At 38.8% G+C, this 22,017-nt stretch carries 16 protein-coding genes and 1 pseudogene; 13 read left to right on the forward strand and 4 right to left on the reverse strand.

Annotation, left to right across the window (positions count from 1 at the left end):
* Positions 1-5: 5 nt before the first annotated feature.
* Together DCC39_RS08345 and DCC39_RS08350 are read right to left on the reverse strand one after the other, a co-directional pair.
* Positions 6-1,364, reverse strand: a complete 1,359-nt coding sequence (locus DCC39_RS08345; protein WP_116554436.1) for an MFS transporter — start codon at positions 1,362-1,364, stop codon at positions 6-8.
* Positions 1,365-1,645: 281 nt separating this feature from the next.
* Positions 1,646-3,376 (reverse strand): sulfate adenylyltransferase, encoded by a 1,731-nt coding sequence (locus DCC39_RS08350; protein WP_116554437.1) that lies wholly within the window; start codon positions 3,374-3,376, stop codon positions 1,646-1,648.
* Between the two features lie 467 nt (positions 3,377-3,843).
* Here DCC39_RS08350 and DCC39_RS08355 point away from each other — a divergent pair, with 467 nt between their 5' ends.
* From DCC39_RS08355 to DCC39_RS08380, 6 genes are all read left to right on the forward strand, one after another.
* Entirely contained in the window at positions 3,844-4,164 is a 321-nt protein-coding gene (locus DCC39_RS08355) for a hypothetical protein (protein WP_116554438.1), read from the forward strand.
* Between the two features lie 199 nt (positions 4,165-4,363).
* Complete coding sequence (locus tag DCC39_RS08360; RefSeq protein ID WP_116554439.1) at positions 4,364-4,930, forward strand: RNA polymerase sigma factor; 567 nt, start codon at positions 4,364-4,366, stop codon at positions 4,928-4,930.
* Complete coding sequence (locus tag DCC39_RS08365) at positions 4,908-6,524, forward strand: DUF4179 domain-containing protein (protein ID WP_116554485.1); 1,617 nt, start codon at positions 4,908-4,910, stop codon at positions 6,522-6,524. Before DCC39_RS08360 ends, DCC39_RS08365 begins: the two co-directional genes overlap by 23 nt.
* Before the next feature lie 163 nt (positions 6,525-6,687).
* A complete protein-coding gene (locus DCC39_RS08370) occupies positions 6,688-8,604 on the forward strand; it encodes a DUF1430 domain-containing protein (RefSeq protein ID WP_116554440.1) in 1,917 nt (638 codons plus the stop codon).
* Positions 8,601-9,209, forward strand: a complete 609-nt coding sequence (locus DCC39_RS08375; RefSeq protein WP_116554441.1) for an ATP-binding cassette domain-containing protein — start codon at positions 8,601-8,603, stop codon at positions 9,207-9,209. The genes DCC39_RS08370 and DCC39_RS08375 overlap by 4 nt, the downstream gene beginning before the upstream one ends.
* A gap of 358 nt (positions 9,210-9,567) precedes the next feature.
* A complete protein-coding gene (locus tag DCC39_RS08380; RefSeq protein ID WP_116554442.1) occupies positions 9,568-10,653 on the forward strand; it encodes a branched-chain amino acid aminotransferase in 1,086 nt (361 codons plus the stop codon).
* 106 nt (positions 10,654-10,759) lie between these two features.
* On the opposite strand, the gene DCC39_RS08385 is transcribed toward DCC39_RS08380, so the two are convergent.
* Together DCC39_RS08385 and DCC39_RS08390 are read right to left on the reverse strand one after the other, a co-directional pair.
* A complete protein-coding gene (locus DCC39_RS08385) occupies positions 10,760-11,728 on the reverse strand; it encodes an MBL fold metallo-hydrolase (RefSeq protein ID WP_116554443.1) in 969 nt (322 codons plus the stop codon).
* Positions 11,729-11,734: 6 nt separating this feature from the next.
* Positions 11,735-12,454 carry a YfjL-like protein gene (locus DCC39_RS08390; RefSeq protein ID WP_116554444.1) on the reverse strand — a complete coding sequence of 240 codons (720 nt, stop codon included), beginning with the start codon at positions 12,452-12,454 and terminating at the stop codon, positions 11,735-11,737.
* Positions 12,455-12,792: 338 nt separating this feature from the next.
* Here DCC39_RS08390 and DCC39_RS08395 point away from each other — a divergent pair, with 338 nt between their 5' ends.
* The 7 genes and pseudogenes from DCC39_RS08395 (at position 12,793) to DCC39_RS08425 (ending at position 22,006) form a co-directional block, all read left to right on the forward strand.
* Entirely contained in the window at positions 12,793-13,890 is a 1,098-nt protein-coding gene (locus tag DCC39_RS08395) for an RNA-guided endonuclease TnpB family protein (protein ID WP_116554445.1), read from the forward strand.
* Between the two features lie 237 nt (positions 13,891-14,127).
* A pseudogene (locus tag DCC39_RS08400) lies at positions 14,128-15,703 on the forward strand (Na+/H+ antiporter NhaC family protein).
* 247 nt (positions 15,704-15,950) lie between these two features.
* Positions 15,951-18,338 (forward strand): penicillin acylase family protein, encoded by a 2,388-nt coding sequence (locus DCC39_RS08405; RefSeq protein ID WP_116554446.1) that lies wholly within the window; start codon positions 15,951-15,953, stop codon positions 18,336-18,338.
* Positions 18,339-18,530: 192 nt separating this feature from the next.
* A complete protein-coding gene (locus tag DCC39_RS08410) occupies positions 18,531-19,106 on the forward strand; it encodes a Uma2 family endonuclease (RefSeq protein ID WP_116554447.1) in 576 nt (191 codons plus the stop codon).
* Between the two features lie 161 nt (positions 19,107-19,267).
* The gene (locus DCC39_RS08415; protein WP_116554448.1) at positions 19,268-19,465 is read left to right on the forward strand and encodes a DUF2281 domain-containing protein; all 198 of its coding nucleotides are present in this window, start codon (positions 19,268-19,270) and stop codon (positions 19,463-19,465) included.
* A complete protein-coding gene (locus DCC39_RS08420) occupies positions 19,455-19,790 on the forward strand; it encodes a type II toxin-antitoxin system PemK/MazF family toxin (RefSeq protein ID WP_116554449.1) in 336 nt (111 codons plus the stop codon). The genes DCC39_RS08415 and DCC39_RS08420 overlap by 11 nt, the downstream gene beginning before the upstream one ends.
* A 188-nt stretch (positions 19,791-19,978) precedes the next feature.
* Positions 19,979-22,006 (forward strand): glycosyltransferase, encoded by a 2,028-nt coding sequence (locus DCC39_RS08425; protein WP_116554450.1) that lies wholly within the window; start codon positions 19,979-19,981, stop codon positions 22,004-22,006.
* The last annotated feature ends 11 nt before the right edge of the window (positions 22,007-22,017 follow it).

The raw sequence follows: 22,017 nt of genomic DNA on the forward strand, positions 1-22,017 counted from the left end.
TGATGCTACCGTAGTTGCTTCGGCTTCTTGATTTTCCCGGGAAGTTTCCATGAGATAAAAGCGACAACAAAGCAAAAGACAAAGGAAACGATCGCGACAATGTGAAAATGAGCATCATCGAGATGGCCTGTAAACGCCATGCCAAGAAAGCTGCCTGATAAAATCGATCCTAAATAGCGGCTTGTTTGAAATAGGCCTGACGCAGCTCCTGTGTCTTCTTCGTCCACATGCTCATAAAGGGCAGTCTGTGCAGAAATATTAGTGAAACCGTTGCTTATCCCAAGGACAATCATAATCATGATTAGCCAAATAAGAAGTGAGTTTTCATTGTAAGTTAATAATAGTCCTGTACCTATTAGAAGAATCACTGAGCCAATGACCATTGCTAATTTCGAACCATTCCGATCAATCATCCGGCCTGCAAGTGGTGTGACAAGAACACTGCACCCTGCAAGGGCAAGCATAATCAACCCGGCATGTTCTTCGCTGTAGCCGCGGACTTGCTGCAACAGTGTCGGAAGGCCAAAAAAGTAATTATAGTAAACAAAATTGATTAGCATAAATTGGAGGTAAACGCTCGTAACATTTATGTTTTTCTTTAAAGATACAACATCGATAAACGGTTCGGCTCGTCTCTTTTCAAAAGCATAGAAGATCACCCCTGCGACCAAAAAGAGCATAAGTGCCCACCAGCGAGTCTTTTCAGTAAACGAAAGCAAGAAAAGAATCAAACCCAATATTGAGATAATGAAAAGCATAATACCAACAAAATCAATACGTTTCCATTCGAAATTTACTTCGCCGTCTTTTGGCAAAATAAAGATAGCCAACAAAATGGCTGCGATAATAACAGGGAAATTGATCACAAAAATGGCGGGCCAATCCCATCCTGCTACGAGAAATCCGCCAATGGTTGGGCCAAAAGCAGCTGAAGTGGAAGAAAAAATCGTAACGATGGAAATGGCGCGAGCTTGTTTCTCGGTAATATGTGAGCGAATCATGCTCATTCCACTTGGAAAAAGTGTTGAACTGCCAATTGCCTGTAAAGCTCGACACCCGAGCAAAAATCCATAATTTGGGGAAAAAGGAGCTAAGGAACAGGATACGCCTACGAGAATAAGGCCAATTAGAAATAATCGCTTTGCCCCGAACATGTCGCTTAGTTTTCCCATGACCGGCTGCCCGGCTGCGCTCGCAAGATAAAAGATGGAAATAAGCCATGATGCATCAGCAAAAGTTAGGGAAAAATCACGTTGCATTTGAGTCAAGGCGACAGAAATCATTGATGAATTCAAAGGATTGAGCAGAATCCCCAATCCAACAGTTAAGATAAGCAGCCAAGCTTTTGGATATGTTTTAGTCATGTTAGTCACCCGGAAAAATGTTTTTCAATAAAACGAGACTTATCAGGAAACCCAGTGTCCGTTAGCGCCCGCTTAGACTTCTTAGATTACTCTCGAAATCTTGTACAGGGTGTCTTGCGGACGGTTGCGGCATGATAAATTATTTCAATAAAAACAATGATACCCTTTTGGAGCTTCCAGATCAAAGATTTCAATGTTTTACCAGAAAAGGACTTACCCGCGTTATATGAAACGGAAAGCGGGTAAGTCCTATTTTTAAGAGCTTTCTTCAGTATTATAAACTACTTCTTAACACTCCCATTTTTCTCGGCTGGTTCATCACTGCCTCTGTAGCGTTCGTATGGCAGAGGATTCCATGTCCGGTATTCCAGATTTTCGGCACGGAGTGTAGCTGGAATTTCTTCGAGAATTTTTCTCGCAACGGCGAGCTCACGCTGTGCTTCTTCTTTGTCCTGGTACATGAATTCATCGGACGCTTTTTCGGGCGCCTGCTGTACTTTCTCTTCCAAATCTTCAATCACCATTTTTTGTTGTGTTCTCATGGAATCACGGGCTTCCATTCTCCATTCAGGCTGAAGGTCGCGATCGGTATCGCCAATCGAGCTGAACTCTTCAAACACTTCACTGTAAACGCGATCTGCGTTAAGCCGAACGTCCATAATTGCGGCTTCTAGGTCACGTTTGTTCAATTCTTCAGGAGTTAATGGGACGTCGCGCTTCGGGCCGCCCAGCCTTGTTCTTTCCAAATAGAACGGGAATGTACCTTTAATGATTTTTCCGACAGGGGAAATTGCTTGGTTATTTTCATCGACGCCTTTCGGTTGGATTCCTTGCATGGCAATTCGTGCAGATTCTGGCCGTACGATTTCTTTTGGCGGCAAAATGCCATGGCGTAGCATTTCGCGGATATTCGTCCCTGAGATGTTGATTCGGAGTGAATCGCTATGCCGGCACGTTTGTACAGTTGCGAGGCTGTCACAACGCAGGCAGTAAAAGACTTCATGGAAGAGACGAATATCGATGCCGAGTTCTTCCTGTGAAAATTCATCAAAAATGGAGTGGCTGGCGTATTTATCATAATAGTCGCCGATTCCCGCATGATCTCGGCCGATGAGCGCATGCGTACAACCATAGTTTTTCATGATGAGGGCATGCAAAACGGCTTCGCGCGGCCCTGCAAAAATATAGGTGACTCTTAAAGGCGCGAGAATTGCCCGTTCTTTTGGATAATAGGTTTCCAAAACACTCCGGTAAGCAAGCATACGAAATTCATGGCGTGTATATTCACGCTTAGCCATCTCAACTAGAGGCTGAAGCAATAAGCCATCGATTTCTTCCAACGCATTTTTATGAATATATTCGTGGCCCCGATGCAATGGGTTTGCCCCAGTAATAAATCCAGCGGCAGAACGAAATTTCTTTTCTTCATAAAAGAGACGCCACGTGTCTTTCGGCTCCAGACGAAGTTTTTCAAAAGGTCCCCAATGAGCACGGCGCAATAACGTAAGGGGGCCACCAAGAGCATAATCTCCCATCCGCCGGTAAATCGCATCGACACCCGGATGGTTGCGGTCGGTCGTACCGAAGAGGTGGGAGGCGCGTTCTTCTTTATTATATGCAAAAATATCTTCAATTTTAAGAATAGCAACAGGCTCTTTCGTTTCATCAGCTAAAGCAACTTCATCTCCAATGGATAGTGATTGAACAATTTCCTTATTGCGTTCCCCAATTGGAGCAAAGCTTAATGGCACAGGCCAAACTAAGCCATTATCCAATCTGCCTTTTTTCAAGACGGATTTGTAGTCAATTTCATTCATAAACCCTTCGTTAGGTGATAAAACGCCAGTGGCAATCATTTCGATTGTGATCACTGCTTCTAAATCAACCATGATTATCGGCAGTTGCTTGGCTCTTGCCAGCTCCTCATCCCTCTCTTTTCCGGTTAACACCTTGTTTACAAGTTTACCGCCATGAGGCTGTTGTGGATAATTTGAAAACGTCGTTTGGTTCATTGATTTTCTCCCCTTTGTATGTTGGTATGTAACTCATATTTGTTGAGTCAACGATGGCCTTTCCTTAATGAATAGGTATGAAAAAAAGCAAGAGAATTGCATGCATATATTTTATGTTCAAAATTTTTTTGATTCACCACACGATAGAAAACGCTTTCGAAGGATTGAATGAGGTTTGCCCAAAGTGCAAGGAAAGGGTTTTGCCTATATTCAAAAAGCTTAAATTTTCCCTCCTTCCTTGAAAGGTAGTCGAAGACTTTAAATGTTTAATTTGATATTATCATTTTTACTATAGTCAGAAAAGATGAAAATTTCTAGAGATAATTTTATAAAAGAAATAGAATGACTAATTTGAAGGAAATATAACGGCTCTTGAAGAAGATATGATGGGCGAGCGATTAAACGAACTTTTTGAAAAAATAAAAGGTGATGAGAAGTGAAATTTTAGTTTTCTTGGGAGGGATAGTATGTACACATACGAATCGTTTGAAAAATTTGGGGTATTTACTTTGTTAAGGCCTGTTTTTGTGACGTTATTAATTGCTGCAGTCATTTTATTTTTAATACTCATTATCCCTAAAGCTAGAAGCAAATTTCTCAATGGTTTTAGCGTCATCAGCTTATCGCTCCTATCAATATTTGTATCTGCTCAAGTGCTTTTTTATGGTGGGATTGTTGTTGATGAGTTAGGATTGGGGGGAGATGCTGTTGCCACTTATATGTTCCTTGCGATTGTAGTTTTTAGTTTACTTAATCCACTTCTCTATTTTGGTAGGTTTAGAAATTGAAGTAACACACGATACTTAAGTTTAAGAAAATAAATAGATTTATTGACGTTGAAACGCTTCCCACCACTGGAAGCGTTTTTTTATGCTATAAAACAAATTTTTTTAAAAAATGAAATGAATTGGGGAATGAACCCGTTATACTTGATGAAGAAATGAACAAGCGAAAGAACATGTAGAATCGGCCAGTCAGGAGGTCAAAATGGAAGAGGAACGGCGTTGGATACAAGAAGTGCTGGCAGGCAATAAGCAAGCATATGCACATATCATTAATAAATACAAAAACCAGCTATATGCCACGATCTTGCGCATGACAAAACATCCCCAAGATGCACAGGATTTAGTTCAGGAAGCTTTTATTAAAGTGTATCAACAGCTAGGAAAATACGATGAAACGGGGAAGTTTTCCAGCTGGATATATCGGGTGGCAATCAATCATTGCATGGATGAATTTCGAAAGAAACGCTACAAAGTGAAACAGGTGGAAATAAACGAAGGCCATATTTTGCATTCGAATCATCCTGAAGTCATTTTCTTGAAAAAAGAGAAAAGCAGACAGCTGGAAAGGTTACTCTCCAGCTTACCACAAGAGGAGCGAATGATAATTCTACTGCGGTATGTCAATGAATTAAGCTACAGCGACATTAGTGAGCTAATTGATGTCCCTCTATCAACTGTGAGAAATAAGCTGCACAGGGCTAAGAAAAAAATGAGAGATGCAATAAATCGCGAAGGAGGGGATTTTCATGAACTGTCCAACGACAGATAAGCTTTCACAATATATTGATGAATTACTTAACGAAGAAGAATCAACCCAAATCAAGGACCATTTGAATGGTTGTGACGCTTGTACGCGTGTAGCCAATGCGTTTATAGAGGAAGAACGTTTTATAAAAGAAACATTGCAAACCCCTCCACTTCCTGATGACTTCACCTCTTTAGTGCTAGAGAAAGTCGAACCTTATGGACAAAACCATACCCCTCGGAAAAAGACGATATGGAAACGCAGCGTTCTGATAGCGGCAGGAGCTGCACTTGCAATTGGCTTCGGTGCAACGTTAAATCCAAGCTTTGCAAAGTGGGTAGGCGGTATGTTTTCAACAGAGCAGGTTGACGAAGGGCTGAGAATGGCTTCTGAAGCAGGTTTGGTTAAACAAGTCGATCTTGAGGCGGAGGATCGCGGGATTACGTTTCGAGTGGAAGATATGGTAGCCGATTCCTCAAGGGTAGCGTTATCTTATCAAATATTAAACAAAAATGGAAAACCGCAAGATACGTATCTCGATTTGCCGGAATCAAAGAATGAAATTTTTGCGGTTGATCAAGAGGGAAAAAGGTTAGATCGATTAAGTGTAGGGTGGCAAGAAGATAGTGATTATGGTTTATTAGAATTTTCATTGCGCGAATTTGAAGCATTGGAAAAAATGACGGTAAAGTTTAATTTGGTTGAGTTAAATGGGGTAAAGGGAAAATGGGAATTAGAGGTGCCTGTTGATTTAAAAGAAGCGTTTAAGTATACAACGAAGCTTCCGCTGCAAGGCAAAAGCACAGAACAGCACGGAGTAGCCATTGATATGAAGGAAGTTCGCTTCGCTCCTTCCTCCAATGAACTGATGTATGAAACTGCGTTTACGAAAGAAGAACAAGCGAAAGTCGAAAAGGATATTCAAAAACTGGGCGAGGAATATGGAAAAGAAATCGTTCATTCGTTTACAAATTATGGAACAGCTATTGAGTATCATTTAGAAAATGAAGCAAAGAAGGCTGTTTATTATCATCATCACAATACGTTTTTTACAGAGCATCCAAGCGATGTAGGATTGCTGCAAAGGAATGGGGAAGAGTCGAATCAAATGGGGCATATTGCATGGAATGAATCATTCATTCCGCAAAAAGAGGATAAAAAACTAACCTTTGTGCTAGACGGCGTATGTAAAACAGTGCCTTCCGACTTTTCAATCAAAATTAAGCCAAAAGAGTTAAAGAAAAATCCCGTTTCGTTTGAGTACGAAGGCAACTTCATAACGATTAAATCGGCAAAAAAACAAAATGAATTTTCACTTCGCAAGTCACTGATTCCTGTCGATAGAGAGACAACTTTTAAAATTAAAATGGAAGGCGGTAAAGAAATGCCAGCCTCCGATTTAGGCGATTGGGTGATCGTCGATGACGAAGGAAAGGCATATGAAACACTTCAAAGCGAGTCTATACTCAATGAAAAAGATAAGAATGGCCGCTATAAAACAACCCTTGAGCTTACATCATACGACCTTGACGAAATTCCTGAAGAACTTACATTACATCTTCTCTCAGTTACACGTTATTATGAAGTCAAAGATAAATGGAAAGTTCCGCTATATTGAATAAATAAATCCTTACTGCGTATGTCAAAAACTGGCATTCGTTTGTGAGGATTTTTAAATAAGGGCATTTTTCCGTCTAAAATGACGTTTGACAGTTAATTTAGATAGAATTGGTCACGGATTAGGTAAACATAAAATAATAAACTCATTGGAGAGAAAATAATTGAAAAAAATTAAATACATTATAAGCCTTATCTTAATCGCCATTGTATTTGGTTTTATTGGAGAAATATACGTATGGCATGTGGACAGTTTTGAATCCACATACACAAACGTTACGATGTATTTACAAAAAGAAACATCTCAAGAGGAGATGATTGAAGATATTTACCATGCAGCTGAAAAAGAAAATGTAGAAATTTTTACAATCGATCAAGAAATAGAAAATATATTTTCCACTACGAGAATCATATATGGAACAGAAGGCGTTAAATCACACTTAAGTGATATGTCAAAAATTAATCCCGGTCATTTTCAAAGTGTTTTTCTAGGAAATGTTCAAGTTAAATTTAAACCACTAGAAGAAATTGATGATCTATCACAGATAGAGTTATATCACGTTATAGGTGATAAAGAAGATATTCTTGAATTTAAGAGGGATTTAGTTAATCAATATGCTGGTAGATTTCCACAGGAAGGTTCTGATAGCCATGAAAATCTATTTATAGTGATGGCTATATGGGGTGTTAGTCTCTTATTCTTATTGCTAATGACACTTTATGAAGTTGCTTTAGTGAAAAAGGAAGTCATGATTAGAATTATTTGTGGTGAAAGCTTAATCCATTTTGTTAATAAAAATATATTGGTTGATTTAGCTGTCTATGTCGTTATGTTTACGACGATCCCGTTTACTTTAAATAGATTTACTACAGCAACTTATTATATGAATGTATCGATTACCGGTATCATTATTTTCTTGCTATTAAACTCAATGATTTACTTGTCCTTATACTTTACTGATTATAAAAAGGATATGGGTTCAAAGGAATCTTCTAAAAGTGTTTTAAATGTAAGCTATATTTATAAAGTAATCTCAATTGTTTCAGTAATCATTGTGATGTCCGGTTGTATCGAACTTATCCATCAAGGTGCAGACTATTACCGGCAGAAAAATTTTTTTGAAGAACACAAAGGATATGCTTACATTGGGTTCGGTTCTCTTCATGATGACATAGAGGCGATATATGCAGACGCCTATCAACAATTCTCCGAAGAAGGAAAGGTATTTTCATTAGTAAATTTGGAAACTTTTGGGGAAACCAATACTGAATATATCTTAGCCAACAGTGCAGCAATAGAATATTTACAAGCAAATATCCTGGACATTGAAAACTTTTCCTTTAAAGAAAAGATATATTTTATTATTCCTGATAAATTGGTTGCTAACCAAAGGATAAATGAGGAAGTTCATGACATATGGTCCTCTTATTATAAAGGGGAATATGATGATGAATTTGTACCGTATAAAGAAAATGTCGAAATTATCAATATGAAAAACTCAGGTAAAATTTCTACCGGATTAATGAAAAACCCCATTATTATTTTGAATAACATGAAAAACTATGACAAATATTGGAATAGTACCTATATTGGCAATTCAAGTTTGTTTAAAATATCAGACAAAGAATGGTCTTCATTTATATCTAAGCATGGACTCGAAAATGAAATGTATTACCAGACAAATGCTTATGATTATTACATGCATCAATGGCAGCTTTTGAAACGAAATATGTTTATCGGAATTGTGCTATTTGCGGTACTTATCATGTTAGAAAGTATGATTATAAGAACCATTATAAGTTATGAATATCGTGTCAGTGCAATGGAAATAGCATTAAAAAAAGTTTTGGGATATAAACTTTTTGAAAGACATAAAAAAATATTACTAACAACTTTGATTTTTGGAATCATTAGTGTGCTGGCAGCGACTCTTATTTTCTATTTTATAGGAGAAGCTTTCACATACATTTTACTTGCCGGGATTTGTATGCTCGTCATAGAAATGGTCATCGTATGCTTTTATATTAACAAAACAGATAAAATGAATATCCAAAAAATCTTGAAAGGTGGAACCTTATGATAGAAATCAAAAACTTATCAAAGTCGTTTGGCGATAAAGTCTTATTTGATCATTTTAATCTGACAATTGAAACAGGTGAATATGTAGTGTTTTCAGGAGTAAGTGGTCGTGGAAAAACAACGCTCTTAAATATGATAGGTTCTTTGGAAAAAGTAGACAGTGGAACAATAGAAGTAGATGGAATGGATATTTCAAAAAGGAAAAATCAACACTATTATTTTAGTAATAAGGTCGGTTTTCTTTTCCAAAATTTTGCACTTATTGAAGATAAAACGGTATTTGAAAATTTGAAACTCATCAAGAAATCCAATCGTTCCGGTGTAACTATAGAAGAAGCTTTGAGAAGAGTGAAGTTAGAAGATAAAAAGAACAGTAAAGTATATACCCTCTCTGGCGGCGAGCAACAGCGAATAGCCCTGGCTAGACTGATAATCAAGAAGTGCGATCTGATTCTAGCTGACGAACCAACTGGTTCGCTGGATAAAGAGAATGCAAATGAAGTGATGTCTATTCTTGAAAATTTAAATAAAGAGGGAAAGACTGTAATCGTTGTCACGCATGATGATAACATTAAAAGAAGGTGTGAAAGGATAATAGAGCTATGAAAAAAAGACAAAAAGGAAAATAAATAGAAACGAATGACATGTAAGGACAAAAGATCTGGACAAATGTCCTTACTGCGTAGCGTGAGCAGCGAAGAATACTTAAAAACAGATCTAATTCATCTCATAAATATTATTTAAGGAATAAGCGAAAACCGAGAACTTCATTTTTTGGTAAATCTGGTCCCATTCCTATAGAACTTGGGCTGCCAATGCATTGAAAATCAATAAGAAATAATGTATAATCAACTTAACATTTCTGAATATTTGAGAATGAACACCTCTGCTTATGTTTGCGATTGGGCCAGGTGTTTCTTTTCATTCTTTCTACAAATCTATATGAAGAAACAGGGGACAAACGATGGCAAAAACAATTGAAAACTTGGAAATTGAATATCAGTTGGCTCCAACAAAGAAACAAAAACCGAATCCTAATGAATTGGGGTTTGGCAGAATATTTACGGATCATATGTTTATGATGGATTATACAGAAGGCATCGGCTGGCACGATCCTCGCATTCTTCCTTACCAGCCGATCACGCTCGATCCTTCGGCAAAAGTCCTGCATTACGGCCAGACGGTCTTTGAAGGATTGAAAGCATATCTTTCACAGGATGATAAGATTTTACTGTTTCGCCCGGAAAAAAACATGCAACGGATGAATCGTTCAAATGATCGCATGTGTATCCCCCCAATCGATGAAAAATTTGCTTTAGAGGCGTTAAAAAGCTTGCTTCGGGTTGAAAAGGATTGGATTCCGAAAGCGGAAGGGACGTCACTGTACATTCGCCCTTTTATTATTTCGACTGAGCCTTTCCTAGGAATTTCCCCTTCTATAAGCTATCACTTTATGATTACCCTCTCGCCAGTAGGAGCGTATTATAAAGAAGGCATTAACCCTGTCAAAATTGCAGTCGAAGGCGAGTTTGTCCGAGCGGTAAAAGGCGGAACAGGCGATGCGAAGACAGGCGGAAACTATGCTGCAAGCTTAAAAGCCCAAATTGCTGCGAAAAATCGGGGATATTCCGAAGTGCTATGGCTAGACGGGAGAGAAAAGAAATACATTGAAGAAGTAGGAAGCATGAACGTCTTCTTTAAAATTGGCGGTGAAGTCGTTACGCCCGCGCTTAACGGAAGCATTCTTGATGGCATTACACGAAATTCAATTATTGAACTGCTTAAATATTGGAATGTACCGGTTGTTGAACGCCAAATTTCATTGGAAGAGGTCATTCAAGCTTACAATGACGGTAAATTGGAAGAAGCATTCGGGACAGGAACAGCTGCAGTGATTTCGCCGATCGGAGAGTTTGCTTGGGAAGGCAAGAAAATGATCATTAATGATGGGAAAACAGGTGACTTGTCAAAGAAATTATATGATACATTAACAGGCATCCAAACAGGAGAATTGCCTGATCCATTCGGTTGGCGCGTTGTTGTCGATTAATCCTATATAAAATCCCACTGCATAATTGTGAACTAATTTAAGCAGTGGGATTTTTGGTTTTATCCCGCATGAACTGGCTGTAGGACCCCACAGATGAAGTCTCACTTTATTCTACAACGGTATAATGCCAAATTCCGTTTGTTTTCTTTTTCTCTACTTTTCCATTCGTTTCCAAATAATCCAAGTGGCCAACAACTTCTGACATGACAAGCGAAAACTGTTTTTCATACGTTTCTTTATAATATTCATGAGCGATTTCGCTTCCTGTCGTAAAGCCGTTTTTTATTAATGCTAAGAATTTCTCAGCTTTCCTTTCAATCCCGTTTAATCTTTTTGTAATTAACTCATGGTGGTTTTTTATGAGGGTGCCATGGCCGGGAAAAATCGTATCGATCTCAAACGAAAGAAATTTTTCCATTGAGTTGTAATGGTCCGTCAACGTATTCATTCTAATTCCAAATGGATCGGGTTCGACCAGTGCGTTGCTTGAAATATGTTCAATTAATAAATCCCCGGAAAACAGCCATTTTTGTTTTCGATCATAGAATGCAAGCTGATCAGGCGCATGGCCCGGTGTTTCAATGACTTCAAAACCCATAAATTTTTCTGCAGTGATTTCACTTAGATCACATTCGATTGCTTGTGATTTGTTTTTTGTGAGCGCCTTTTGCAAATAATGGATTTGTTTTTTGCCGGCTTCGCCGCACCCCATTTCTTCATAAAGCTTTGTATAAAAGTCAACTCTCATTTCCATGAAACGAGGCTCCCTTTTTAAACGTGGGATAGACAATGGGTGACAATACACCGGAATGGGGTGGATTTCTGTTATTCGATTGATAAGGCCGACATGATCAATATGATGATGGGTTAAGATGATTTGTGTTAAATCGCTTAATTTACAATCGTTTTCTTTTAGTGTTTTTTGAAGCGCCTGCCAACAGTCTTCGTCATTATAACCTGCGTCAATAAGTGTTAGAGAATGATCATCTTTCACCAAATAAAAATTAACGGTCTTTAATGAAAATTCTACTGGGGCAATCACTGGAAACACTTCATACTTGTTTGTAGAAATCAAAAATATTCACTCCTTATCCATGGGCATGCTCGTTTCGATATCGTAACGATCGACAGAGCAAGCCTCTTTCGCATGTTGAATTGTTTTTATCTCTTTCTCTGATTTTGTTGGGCATAAAATAAAGACTTCTGTCTTTTTTCCTGATTCCAAAAATCGAAAAGAAACGTCTGTTTCAGCCGAAAGGCTTTGGATTTTTTGGACAAGTTCTGTAATCGGTTGCCACTGTTCTTCAGAATTGGAAAAGCTCTGTTCCAGTTCAAAGTGGGCACTAAGTTCAGCTTTCGCTTCATCGTACCGGGGGATGTTCGGACCCTTCACTTTATCCAGGCTTTGATAGGTGACATAATGCGTTTCGACCGTTTGTAACTCAGGATAGATTTTTTGATAAAAAGGTTTTATGTCTTCTTCGAGTTGGCGGGCCCATAAAACTTCAGGATAAGTATCGACATATTTGTATTCAGCAAACCCCTCTTCTGCATAAAATTCCAGCGTAGAATCGTTTGACGGATAAAAAACACCGCCGTATGAACCATCTTTAAAATTGTAGAAGGATTCCTTTCGTTCGAATTCCTCATTGTATTTTTCCTCTAAGTGGATCTCCAATTTTTTTGCAATGGCATTTTTCTTCCAAGGGAGCCCGTATATTGAACTTGTAAACCAAGCTGCCGCAAGCAAAAGTAAAATCAGAGCAAGAATCATTATCGTCCATTTTTTCGCGGTCAACATTTTTACTCTCCAACCCATCATTATGAATAGCTTTTGGTTACTATTCGATAAAAAATTTGAGAAACCTTCCTACTGGATTCGATTTGCAAAAAAGACTTCATTCCTTTCATCGGCTTTTCTTATATAATAGGTTAGGATTCTTAAAAAGTATACATGATTAAACAGGGAATGGCTTGATTTATTTTTTACAATCATTAGGCGAGAACGCCCTTCATTTCAATGAGGAGATGAATCGCCTTGTTTTTTGTATTTTATTTGTCTTAAACCACTTGCATGTCCGCTTTCTTTTTCATATAATAAATTACGGAAACATATGTTCCGTTTAAGGGGGTGACATCATGGCAACCGTCACCTATTTGGTTAAATTAAAGAAACCTTCAAAAAGGAAACACAAAATGTGGCTGAATGAACAAAAAGTGTTTGTCCATTGTCTAAACGATTGTGTCACCCGCTTGTTGAATGGCGAAAAACTAACCTCGAAGAATGTTCCCTTTCCCTTAAAGAGCGCCATCAAAAACGAAGCCATTCGCCGGGCAAAGAAAGCCGTATCTGACTATAAAAAGAAAGCAGCGAAATCCATCCCTGTTTTTAAAGCAGACACCCCCATCAGTGTTAACAACCAAAACTGGGATACACAATGTAAAAAAGGCCGCTGGTATCTTGGTTTCACAACGAGTATGGGAAAAAAGTATCTGCCAGTCCACGAGACGGATTGGGTGAACACCTATTTCCCATACTTAACAAAACCGAATCGACACTTTCGCGGTACAATACAACTCCTTCGTAAGGGGCGAAACTGGTATGTGGCAATCCCCATTGAAATCTCTTGTGACATTCAGCAACTATCACAATATAAATTGGCACAACGTACACCCATTGGTGTTGACCTTGGCTTAAGGCATCTTGCGGTTATAACGGAATTGCAATCAGGAAAACGCCAATGGTTCAGTGGAAAAGAAGTCGGCTACATCAGGCGCCATTTCAGATCTCTCAGACGTTCTCTAGGTAAAAAGAAAGCACTGCGTGCAATCGAACAAATCGGGAATAAAGAAAGGCGTTGGATCACGGACTACAACCGCAAATTAGCCCATGACATCATCATGTTTTGCCTGCAATTTGACCAACCGATGATTCAAATGGAGCAGCTCGAAAACATCCGAAACACGTGTAAAACAACGAAACAAGCTGATCGGACCATTCACTCCTGGCCTTTTTATCAATTGAAACTGTTCATTAAACAAAAGGCAGCCAAACATAACATTCCAGTCACCGATATCGATCCTTACAAGACAAGCCAAACTTGTTTTCATTGCGGGTATGCGGATAAAAGGAATCGCCATAAGAGCAAGTTCCATTGCAAACAATGTGGCTATGTTTGCCATGCTGATTTAAATGCGGCGAAAAACATTGCAAGAAGCACGAGCCTGGCGGTGTAGTTCAATTGAACGATAGACCAGGTGCCTGCAAGGTATAATCCTATGCAGGAGGGTCGTTGTGGCACGACCTACAGTTGCCATAATGAAGACAGGTCAGAAATGGAACAACGGGTACGAATATTTCTTCATCGTACCTCTGTCAGAGTGAGCAGCTACCTAGTTTCCACAAGGAAGCTCTCCATTTCATATGGAGGGATGATGTCACAGCAATTCCCATCTAGGAGGAACATAAATAAAATGGAAAACACAATATATTCTTTGTTACCTCCACTTCTAGCTATTTTATTAGTGGTTGTAACAAGAAGGGTGCTTTTATCCCTTGCAGCTGGTATCATAGCATCGGCAATTTTGCTTTCCGAATTTAATGTAACAAAAACTTTTTTGATCGTGGGTGATGCAGCAAAAAACATTTTAATTGAAGACGGAGGGCTTAATACTTCTAATATTTTTATTATTTTATTTTTGCTGCTGCTTGGAAACATCACGGCTTTTATTTCTATTTCAGGAGGAAGCAAGGCGTTCGGGGATTGGGCGATGAAAAGGGTTAAGACCCGTGTCGGTGCCCAAATGATTGGCGCCGTCCTTGGTATCATTATTTTTATTGATGATTATTTTAATGCGCTCGCTGTTGGACAAGTGACACGGCCGATTACCGATCGACAGAAAGTATCAAGGGCAAAACTTGCTTATATTATTGATTCGACTTCCGCACCAGTATGTGTAGCCTCTCCGATTTCAAGCTGGGGCGCCTATATCATTACGTTGATTGGTTCCATTTCATGGGGTCAGTGAATACTCTGCGTTTTCAGCGTTTATCCAAATGATACCGATGAACTATTACGTTTGGGCCACGCTTGGGATTGTGTTTATCGTTGCTTTCCGAAATTTCAACATTGGAGCTATGAAAGTCCATGAAGAGAAAGCAGTTAGAGAGGGACAACTTTATGATCCAAATAAAATCATTCCGGGTGAGCTAAAGAATGGGTTTCCGATAAGCAATTCAGGGTCGGTAGGCGATCTGATGTGGCCCATTATTTCCCTTGTTGTTGGTACGGTTGGAGCAATGATGTGGACTGGATTTCAAGCGACAGATGGAGACGCCTCGTTATGAACAGTCTTTGAAAATACCGAGGTGGCAAAGTCGTTAGTAATTGGTGGGTTTCTTGGATTAATTGTGACATTGGCGTTGTTCTATAGACAAGCTTTCATTTTAAAAGGCGTTCAAAAAGATGTATTTGGAAGGGGTATATTGGAAGGGATGAAATCCATGCTTCCTGCCATTTACATTTTACTATTCGCGTGGACCATTGTTGATTTGATTGGAAGGCTTGGCACGGGTAAATATCTAGCAGGTTTAGTCGAGCAATCAAGCCTGAATGTTTCTTTTCTGCCGATTATGATGTTTATCATCGCCGGGATTATGGCTTTTTCAACAGGAACATCATGGGGTTCTTTCGGTATTCTTCTCCCCATAGCAGGGGATATTGCAGCTGCGACAGATATTGGCATGCTACTGCCTTCGATGGCAGCTGTTCTGGCGGGTTCAGCCTTTGGTGACCATTGTTCACCGATTTCTGACACCACGATTCTATCTTCAACTGGAGCGGGTTCTAACCATATTGATCATGTGATGACACAGTTGCCTTATGCGTTAATTGGTGCCGTTATCTCCGCAATCGGTTATATAGTACTCGGTTTTACAGGAAGTTCAATATTGGGATTAGGGATTGTCTTCGTAATACTTGCGCTTATTCTTTTCGTAGGAAAACCAAAAAACAGCTTGTTTCACTTGAAAAAGGTGTTTTTAATCTAAAAAAGATTTTCATCCTATTTTTTAAATTATTTATCGATCGTCTTTCTTCTGATGATTATCGTAATATTGCCCCCATTTGGTTAAAAAAGCAGGAGCCAAAATTTGGTTCCTGTTTTTCATGTTAACGTGAAGTATCTTTTACTGGATGGAAGAAACCCGTTTAAGCTAAATAGATTGAATAGTAATTAAAATGGGAAAAATGTGATACGATGTATTTACTAGAAAAATATATAAATGGGGGATATTCATGGCTGAATTACCGGTACTTCAAAAAAAGATAAAAAAGCGAAATTGGAAAAAAATACTTTTCTATGGTTTAGCAATTTTAATTATTTTATGCTTGGGTGCTTTCTTTTTTATAAACAATTTCATAAATAAGTCCCTTCCACAGATTGAAGGCACGATTGAACTTCCACTTTTGGAAGACGAAGTTACTGTGGTGACCGATGGTAGCGGTGTGCCGCATATTAAGGCAAAAAACGACCATGATTTATTCGTAGCGCAAGGATATATGCAGGCGCAAAACCGGATGTTCCAGATGGAATTGTCACGAAGGCAAGCTTCGGGAACATTGAGTGAAGTCGTTGGCGACGCGACCGTTGAGCAAGATAAATATTTCCGTGCGTTGGGCTTGAGGCGGGCTGCAGAAAAATCATACGACAGCTACTCAGACGATGCGAAACAAGTTCTTGAATGGTTTGCAGAAGGCATTAATGCATATATTGATGAAGCGACGAATAACAACAGTTTACCCGTTGAATTTTTATTAATGGGCGTAACTCCTCAGAAATGGACGCCGATTGATTCTTTGACGATTGGAAAGTATATGGCTTTTGACCTTGGAGGACACTGGGAGAGGCAGGCTTTTAACTATTATGCACTGAACCATTTTTCAGAAGAAAAAGCGTATGAATTGTTCCCGCATTATCCGAAGTCACGGTCAACGATACTTCAAGAGGATGAAGTGGATATCGCTGCGAACCTCGCGCATGCTGTGATTCCACATTCTTTTAATGGCAGCAATAATTGGGTTGTCAGTGGTAAAAAAACAAAAAACGGTTTGCCATTACTTGCTGATGACCCACATCTCGGCCTCGCGACGCCATCAATCTGGCTGCAAATGCACTTGGAAACCGATGAAATGAATGTGTCTGGCGTTATTTTTGCAGGTGTTCCCGGAATTATTCTCGGGCATAACGATAAGATCGCATGGGGTGTAACGAATACGGGACCGGACGTTCAGCAGCTCTATTTAGAAAAGCGCAATCCAGATAACGAACAGGAATTTTTATTTGAAGACAAGTGGGAAAAGGCGGCTGTCATTGATGAGCCGATCAAAGTAAAAGATGGAGAAACAATCGAGTATCAAGTTGTGGAAACACGCCATGGGCCGGTCGTTTCAGAATTTGCGAAAGAGAGTGGGAAGGATGTCGTACTGTCTTTAAGATGGACAGCACTTGATCCGACAACAGAACTTGAAGCCATTTTGGATATAAATCGGGCGGAAAATTGGGCTGAGTTTGAAAAAGGCTTGGAAAAATTCCTTGTCCCGGCTCAAAACTTTGTTTTTGCAGCGAAGGATGGCACAATTGCTTACAAAGCGAATGGAAGAATACCGATTTATGAAAACGGAGACGATGCGTTACTTCCGCTTCCCGGCTGGGAAGCGAAATACGAATGGAAGGATTTTATACCGTATGATAAGTTGCCGCGGGTCGTTAACCCGGAAAAAGGATTCATTGCGACCGCGAACAACAAAGTAGCTGGAGAGAACTATCCTTATCATATTTCAAACGTATGGGCACAGCCGTATCGGTATGAACGAATTGAAGAGGTTCTTGCATCCCGCGACGATTTAACAGCAGAAGATATGAAAGCATTCCAAATGGATACGATGAATCTCAGAGCACGAGAGTTTGTTCCGATTTTTTCCGATATACTATCGGAAGCAAAGCTAGGTGATATCGAAAAGCAAGCATTGGCAGAGCTGGAAAAATGGGATTTCAAGGATGAGGCGAATGCATCCCAGCCGCTTATTTTCCATCACTGGTTCGATGAAATCGAAGCGATTTTGTATGATGAGATTCCGGATACGATGATGAAACTATTTGGAAGCCGCGGGCAGACGACGGATGAGTTATTGCGGAAAGCTGCAAGTGGAGAAGGCTCAGAGTGGATTGACGAAAATGGGGGACTTGAGCAAGTGCTCGGGCAATCGCTTGAGCGGACAGTTGTGAAGTTGAAGGAAGAATATGGGGAAGACGTAACCGCTTGGAAATGGGGAGAGTATCACAAAGTCCAGTTTACCCATCCTTTGTCAGGAATCAACCCTATATTGGCATACTTTTTTAACCATGAAAAACCGATGCCAGTAGGAGGAAGCGATGTGACTCCGATGGCAGCCAGCTATAATAAGGAGACTGGCGAGGTTGATCACGGTGCATCATGGCGATTTGTTATCGATCTAAACAATTCAGATGTAGGCTACCATATCGTGGGGCCTGGTCAGGAAGGCCATTTCAAGAGTAAGTGGTACCACGATCAGATGGACGATTGGGTCGAAGGAACCTACCACGAAACGAAGCTAAGTGATGTAAAAGGCAAGAAGCTGCTGCTAACACCTGCTAAGAAGTGAACGAGGCTCCGAAAGGAGCCTTCATAGCAAATCATAGGAGCAGTTTCATTCGTCTTTATTAAGAAAGTAAAAAATGCATTTCACTAAGCGGGGCATAACGCCAAAAGCTTTTTAGGTATTGGCATCTAAAGAGTTTATAGAAAAAGATGATATAATGATGGATAATAAATCTTGGGTTATGGGGTGATCTTAGTGTCATTACCGAAAGAGGATCGCATATACACATACGCTGATTATTTATCATGGAACGATGATGTTAGAATTGAAATTATTGATGGCACCCTCTATCTTCAAGCTGCACCTTCACGGGTTCATCAAGAAATATTATCTGAGTTGCATCGGCAAATTGCTAATTTTTTAGTGGGGAAGGAATGCAAGGTGTATCCTGCACCTTTTCATGTGTTATTAGATTTGGAAGAAGAAATTGATGATGACAAGGAGCGGAAGAATGTCTTTGAACCCGACATTTCGATTATTTGTGATCAATCAAAATTGAATGATCACGGATGTAAAGGAAGTCCAGATATGATTATTGAGATCACCTCCCCTTCGACTGCTAGAAAAGATAAAATTGAGAAATTCAACAAATACGAAAAAGCAAAGGTAAAAGAATACTGGATTGTTGAACCCCAAGAAAAAATTGTAAGTGTGTTTACTTTGCAAAAAAATCAAAGATATGGCCGTCCTGATTTATATACAGACGAAGATAAGGTGGAGGTTTCTATTTTTAAGGATTTAACGATTGATTTGTCTTTGGTCTTTTCCTAATGCTTATGCTATTCCGAAAGGTGAAAAATGGAATACATTGATAATGTTCTCATAGTGGGAATTTTATTTCCTAAGCCTTAAATCGAATTAGGCGTATAAATCATGTTACAATAAAAACACAGTCTATTCTTCTTAATGTGACTTTGAAGGGGTGATTGAGCATGAGCACTGCGAAAGAACAATTATTAAAAATAATTAATGAGATTCCAGAAAGTCAATTAGCAAAAATATTAGATTTTGCTGAATACCTTCGTGATAAACAGAAGGGGAAGCTACAGGCTGATTTATCAAAAGCAAGTGAAAGCAGCCTGGATTTTTGGAATAACGACGTTGATGATGAGGTTTGGAATGACGTATAAACATGGGGATATTCTACTAATATTTGTCCCTTTCACTGATTTATCTACTAGCAAGCAGCGCCCCGTGTTAGTTGTTTCAAACGATTTATATAATAAATATTCGGATGATTTACTCGTAGCAGCAATCACTTCGAACTTGAAAAATATTGATTATTCAGTTATTATTCAAACCCAAGATTTAGATAATGGTGAATTGAGAAAGACTTCTGCAATACGAGCGGACAAGCTTTATACGCTTTCAAAACATATTGTTAAAAGAAAGTTTGGCAATGTTAAAAGTAAAATTTTAAATGAAGTCATTTTAAAGATTAATGAAATATTTTAAATTCCTACTACATAACAATTTTAGCTTGTTGTACCATAGTAGGTTTTTTGCGTGTTTAGCACAATGTGAACAACGTATTAAACCATCCCAAACATAGTAAATGATTTTGAAATTAAAAACTAAGTTTATTTTTTCAGCCCTTTGACCATAAAATAGCTAACAGCTACGTTGGTCAAAGGGTGATTTTTTTGCAGAACTATGGCATTTATTTTATGATTCATTCAATTGGTGTTGTTAGAGGCGGGATGACACGGGCGGCATTGCACCGGGCTCATCTTTTAAGTGATGATTACGAAGAAATTGGTTTGGTTACGTTTGATTTTAATCCGGATTATGCGGAAGAAATTCGCCAGCTTGAAGAGATTGGACTTTGGAATGAGAAAATGAAACATTATAATGTTTATGAATTTCTTATGGGGAAGCAAGCAGAAGGAGAAACGTTGAAATGCCAAAGTCCAGAGGAATATGTTATTCAAAAAAGCAGCAAACACCCCGAATTGTATCATTGTTTTCAAAATGGAAAGCTCGTGAAAAATAAAATTTATGAAAATAATCAATTGCGGTATGTTGATCTGTTTGATGATAGAAAGAAGCTTACAAAGCGCCTGTTATTTGATAGAAAGGGGCAGGTAAGGAAAGAAACGTTTTATGATAGAGAGACGCAGACTGTGACGAAAGAGCGCTTTCTCACACCAAGCGGAGCGTGTTTTTTGGAACAGTCCTTTGATCGTCTGACAGAAAATACGTTAAGCTGTATTTGGTATAACGAGAAAGGCGAGAAGAAAAAAACGTTTAAAATCATTAAACATTATCGCAATTATTTTATTAATTCATTAATAGAAAACAAGGAAGCGGCTGTGTTAGTGTCAGACGGAAGATTTTCCGATCGCATCATATTTGGCAATAACAACCCAAAGATTGTTAAGGTAGCCGTGCTTCACAGCAATCATCTCAAGTATCCGTATCATTATGGGAGTGCCCTTGTCGAAAGAAATAAGCAGCTGATTGGCAATTTACACAAATTGGATGCGTTTGTTACACTAACTGAACGCCAAGCGGACGATATTAGAAATCGCTTTGGACAATTATCTACCATCCATGTCGTAGGACACGCAGCACCCACAGTAAAAATGAATCAAATTTCACTTGATGATGAACTGTATACAGCTGTCATGCTTGCGCGTTATGTAGGAATAAAGCAAATTCCCCATGCCATTAAAGCGTTTAAAAAGGTTGTTAAACAAGTACCCCAAGCCAGACTAGAAATTTACGGATTTGGCAAAGAGGAAGAAAAGTATAAAAGACTTGTCAAAAGGTTAAAACTCGAAAACCATGTGTTCATTAATGGCTTTGCAAATGACATTACAAAGATATACCAACGGGCAGCCTTTTCAGTGATTACGTCAAAATCAGAAGCATTCGCAATGGCAATTGTGGAAAGTTTGTCTCAAGGAACACCGGTAATTAGCTATGATTGCAAATATGGCCCTTCGGAAATGATTCAACATGGAGAAAATGGGCTGTTAGTCAAGACCAATGATATAAACGGCTTAGCTGCCGCCATGGTGGAACTGTTTCTCAATAAAGAAAAACGCAATGCTTTAAGTCGTGAGTCGAAAAAAGTAACTGAAAAATATGGGCAAGAGAGCATTGCTGAAAAATGGAAAGAGGTTTTTGTAAAAGCGTTAAGGCAAAAAGAACAACGAGTGCATTTAAAAGAGATAAATGCAGGGCTTACGAACATCTCCTATGATGAAGAAAATGCGGTTATAGTAGAAGGAAATCTTTATATAAAAAAAGATAAAAATATCAATTCCCTTGTACGCCAACATTTAACGCTCTCTTTACAGCTTAGAAGACAAAAGGAGTTAGAAGATTTGTATGTACCGCTAAACGTTAGATGGGTGGATGACAACGTTTTGAACTTTAATGGAAAGGTAGCCAATATCCAAGAATTGTCGAAGGGTAAATGGAATATGAATATCAGTTGTGTTTGTTTAAATTGCCATCATTTTATTCAGGCAAAGGTATCACAAAATCTCATTTTTGATTCCAGAAAAAAACGGATAGCGAAGACAATGGTTAAACTGATTCGTGATAAACAACATGTTTGGATTAAGGTCATTCGCTCAGGTAGGAAAGAAAGGTACCATCTCAATCAACGATTTCAAAATTACAAAGCGAAAATACGAGACAAATTAAATCTAGTCAGGTAAGTAAATAGTAT

Origin of the sequence: Pueribacillus theae (assembly GCF_003097615.1) — a bacterium.
Lineage (GTDB): Bacteria > Bacillota > Bacilli > Bacillales > UBA6769 > Pueribacillus > Pueribacillus theae.

Excerpts from the sequence above, each read along its gene's own strand:
- DCC39_RS08365 (WP_116554485.1), top strand. The coding sequence starts at position 4,908 with ATGAACTGTCCAACGACAGATAAGCTTTCACAATATATTGATGAATTA.
- DCC39_RS08355 (WP_116554438.1), top strand. The coding sequence starts at position 3,844 with ATGTACACATACGAATCGTTTGAAAAATTTGGGGTATTTACTTTGTTA.
- DCC39_RS08360 (WP_116554439.1), top strand. The coding sequence starts at position 4,364 with ATGGAAGAGGAACGGCGTTGGATACAAGAAGTGCTGGCAGGCAATAAG.
- DCC39_RS08380 (WP_116554442.1), top strand. The coding sequence starts at position 9,568 with ATGGCAAAAACAATTGAAAACTTGGAAATTGAATATCAGTTGGCTCCA.
- DCC39_RS08420 (WP_116554449.1), top strand. The coding sequence starts at position 19,455 with ATGACGTATAAACATGGGGATATTCTACTAATATTTGTCCCTTTCACT.
- DCC39_RS08350 (WP_116554437.1), bottom strand. The coding sequence starts at position 3,376 with ATGAACCAAACGACGTTTTCAAATTATCCACAACAGCCTCATGGCGGT.
- DCC39_RS08345 (WP_116554436.1), bottom strand. The coding sequence starts at position 1,364 with ATGACTAAAACATATCCAAAAGCTTGGCTGCTTATCTTAACTGTTGGA.
- DCC39_RS08405 (WP_116554446.1), top strand. The coding sequence starts at position 15,951 with ATGGCTGAATTACCGGTACTTCAAAAAAAGATAAAAAAGCGAAATTGG.
- DCC39_RS08390 (WP_116554444.1), bottom strand. The coding sequence starts at position 12,454 with ATGTTGACCGCGAAAAAATGGACGATAATGATTCTTGCTCTGATTTTA.
- DCC39_RS08375 (WP_116554441.1), top strand. The coding sequence starts at position 8,601 with ATGATAGAAATCAAAAACTTATCAAAGTCGTTTGGCGATAAAGTCTTA.
- DCC39_RS08415 (WP_116554448.1), top strand. The coding sequence starts at position 19,268 with ATGAGCACTGCGAAAGAACAATTATTAAAAATAATTAATGAGATTCCA.
- DCC39_RS08395 (WP_116554445.1), top strand. The coding sequence starts at position 12,793 with ATGGCAACCGTCACCTATTTGGTTAAATTAAAGAAACCTTCAAAAAGG.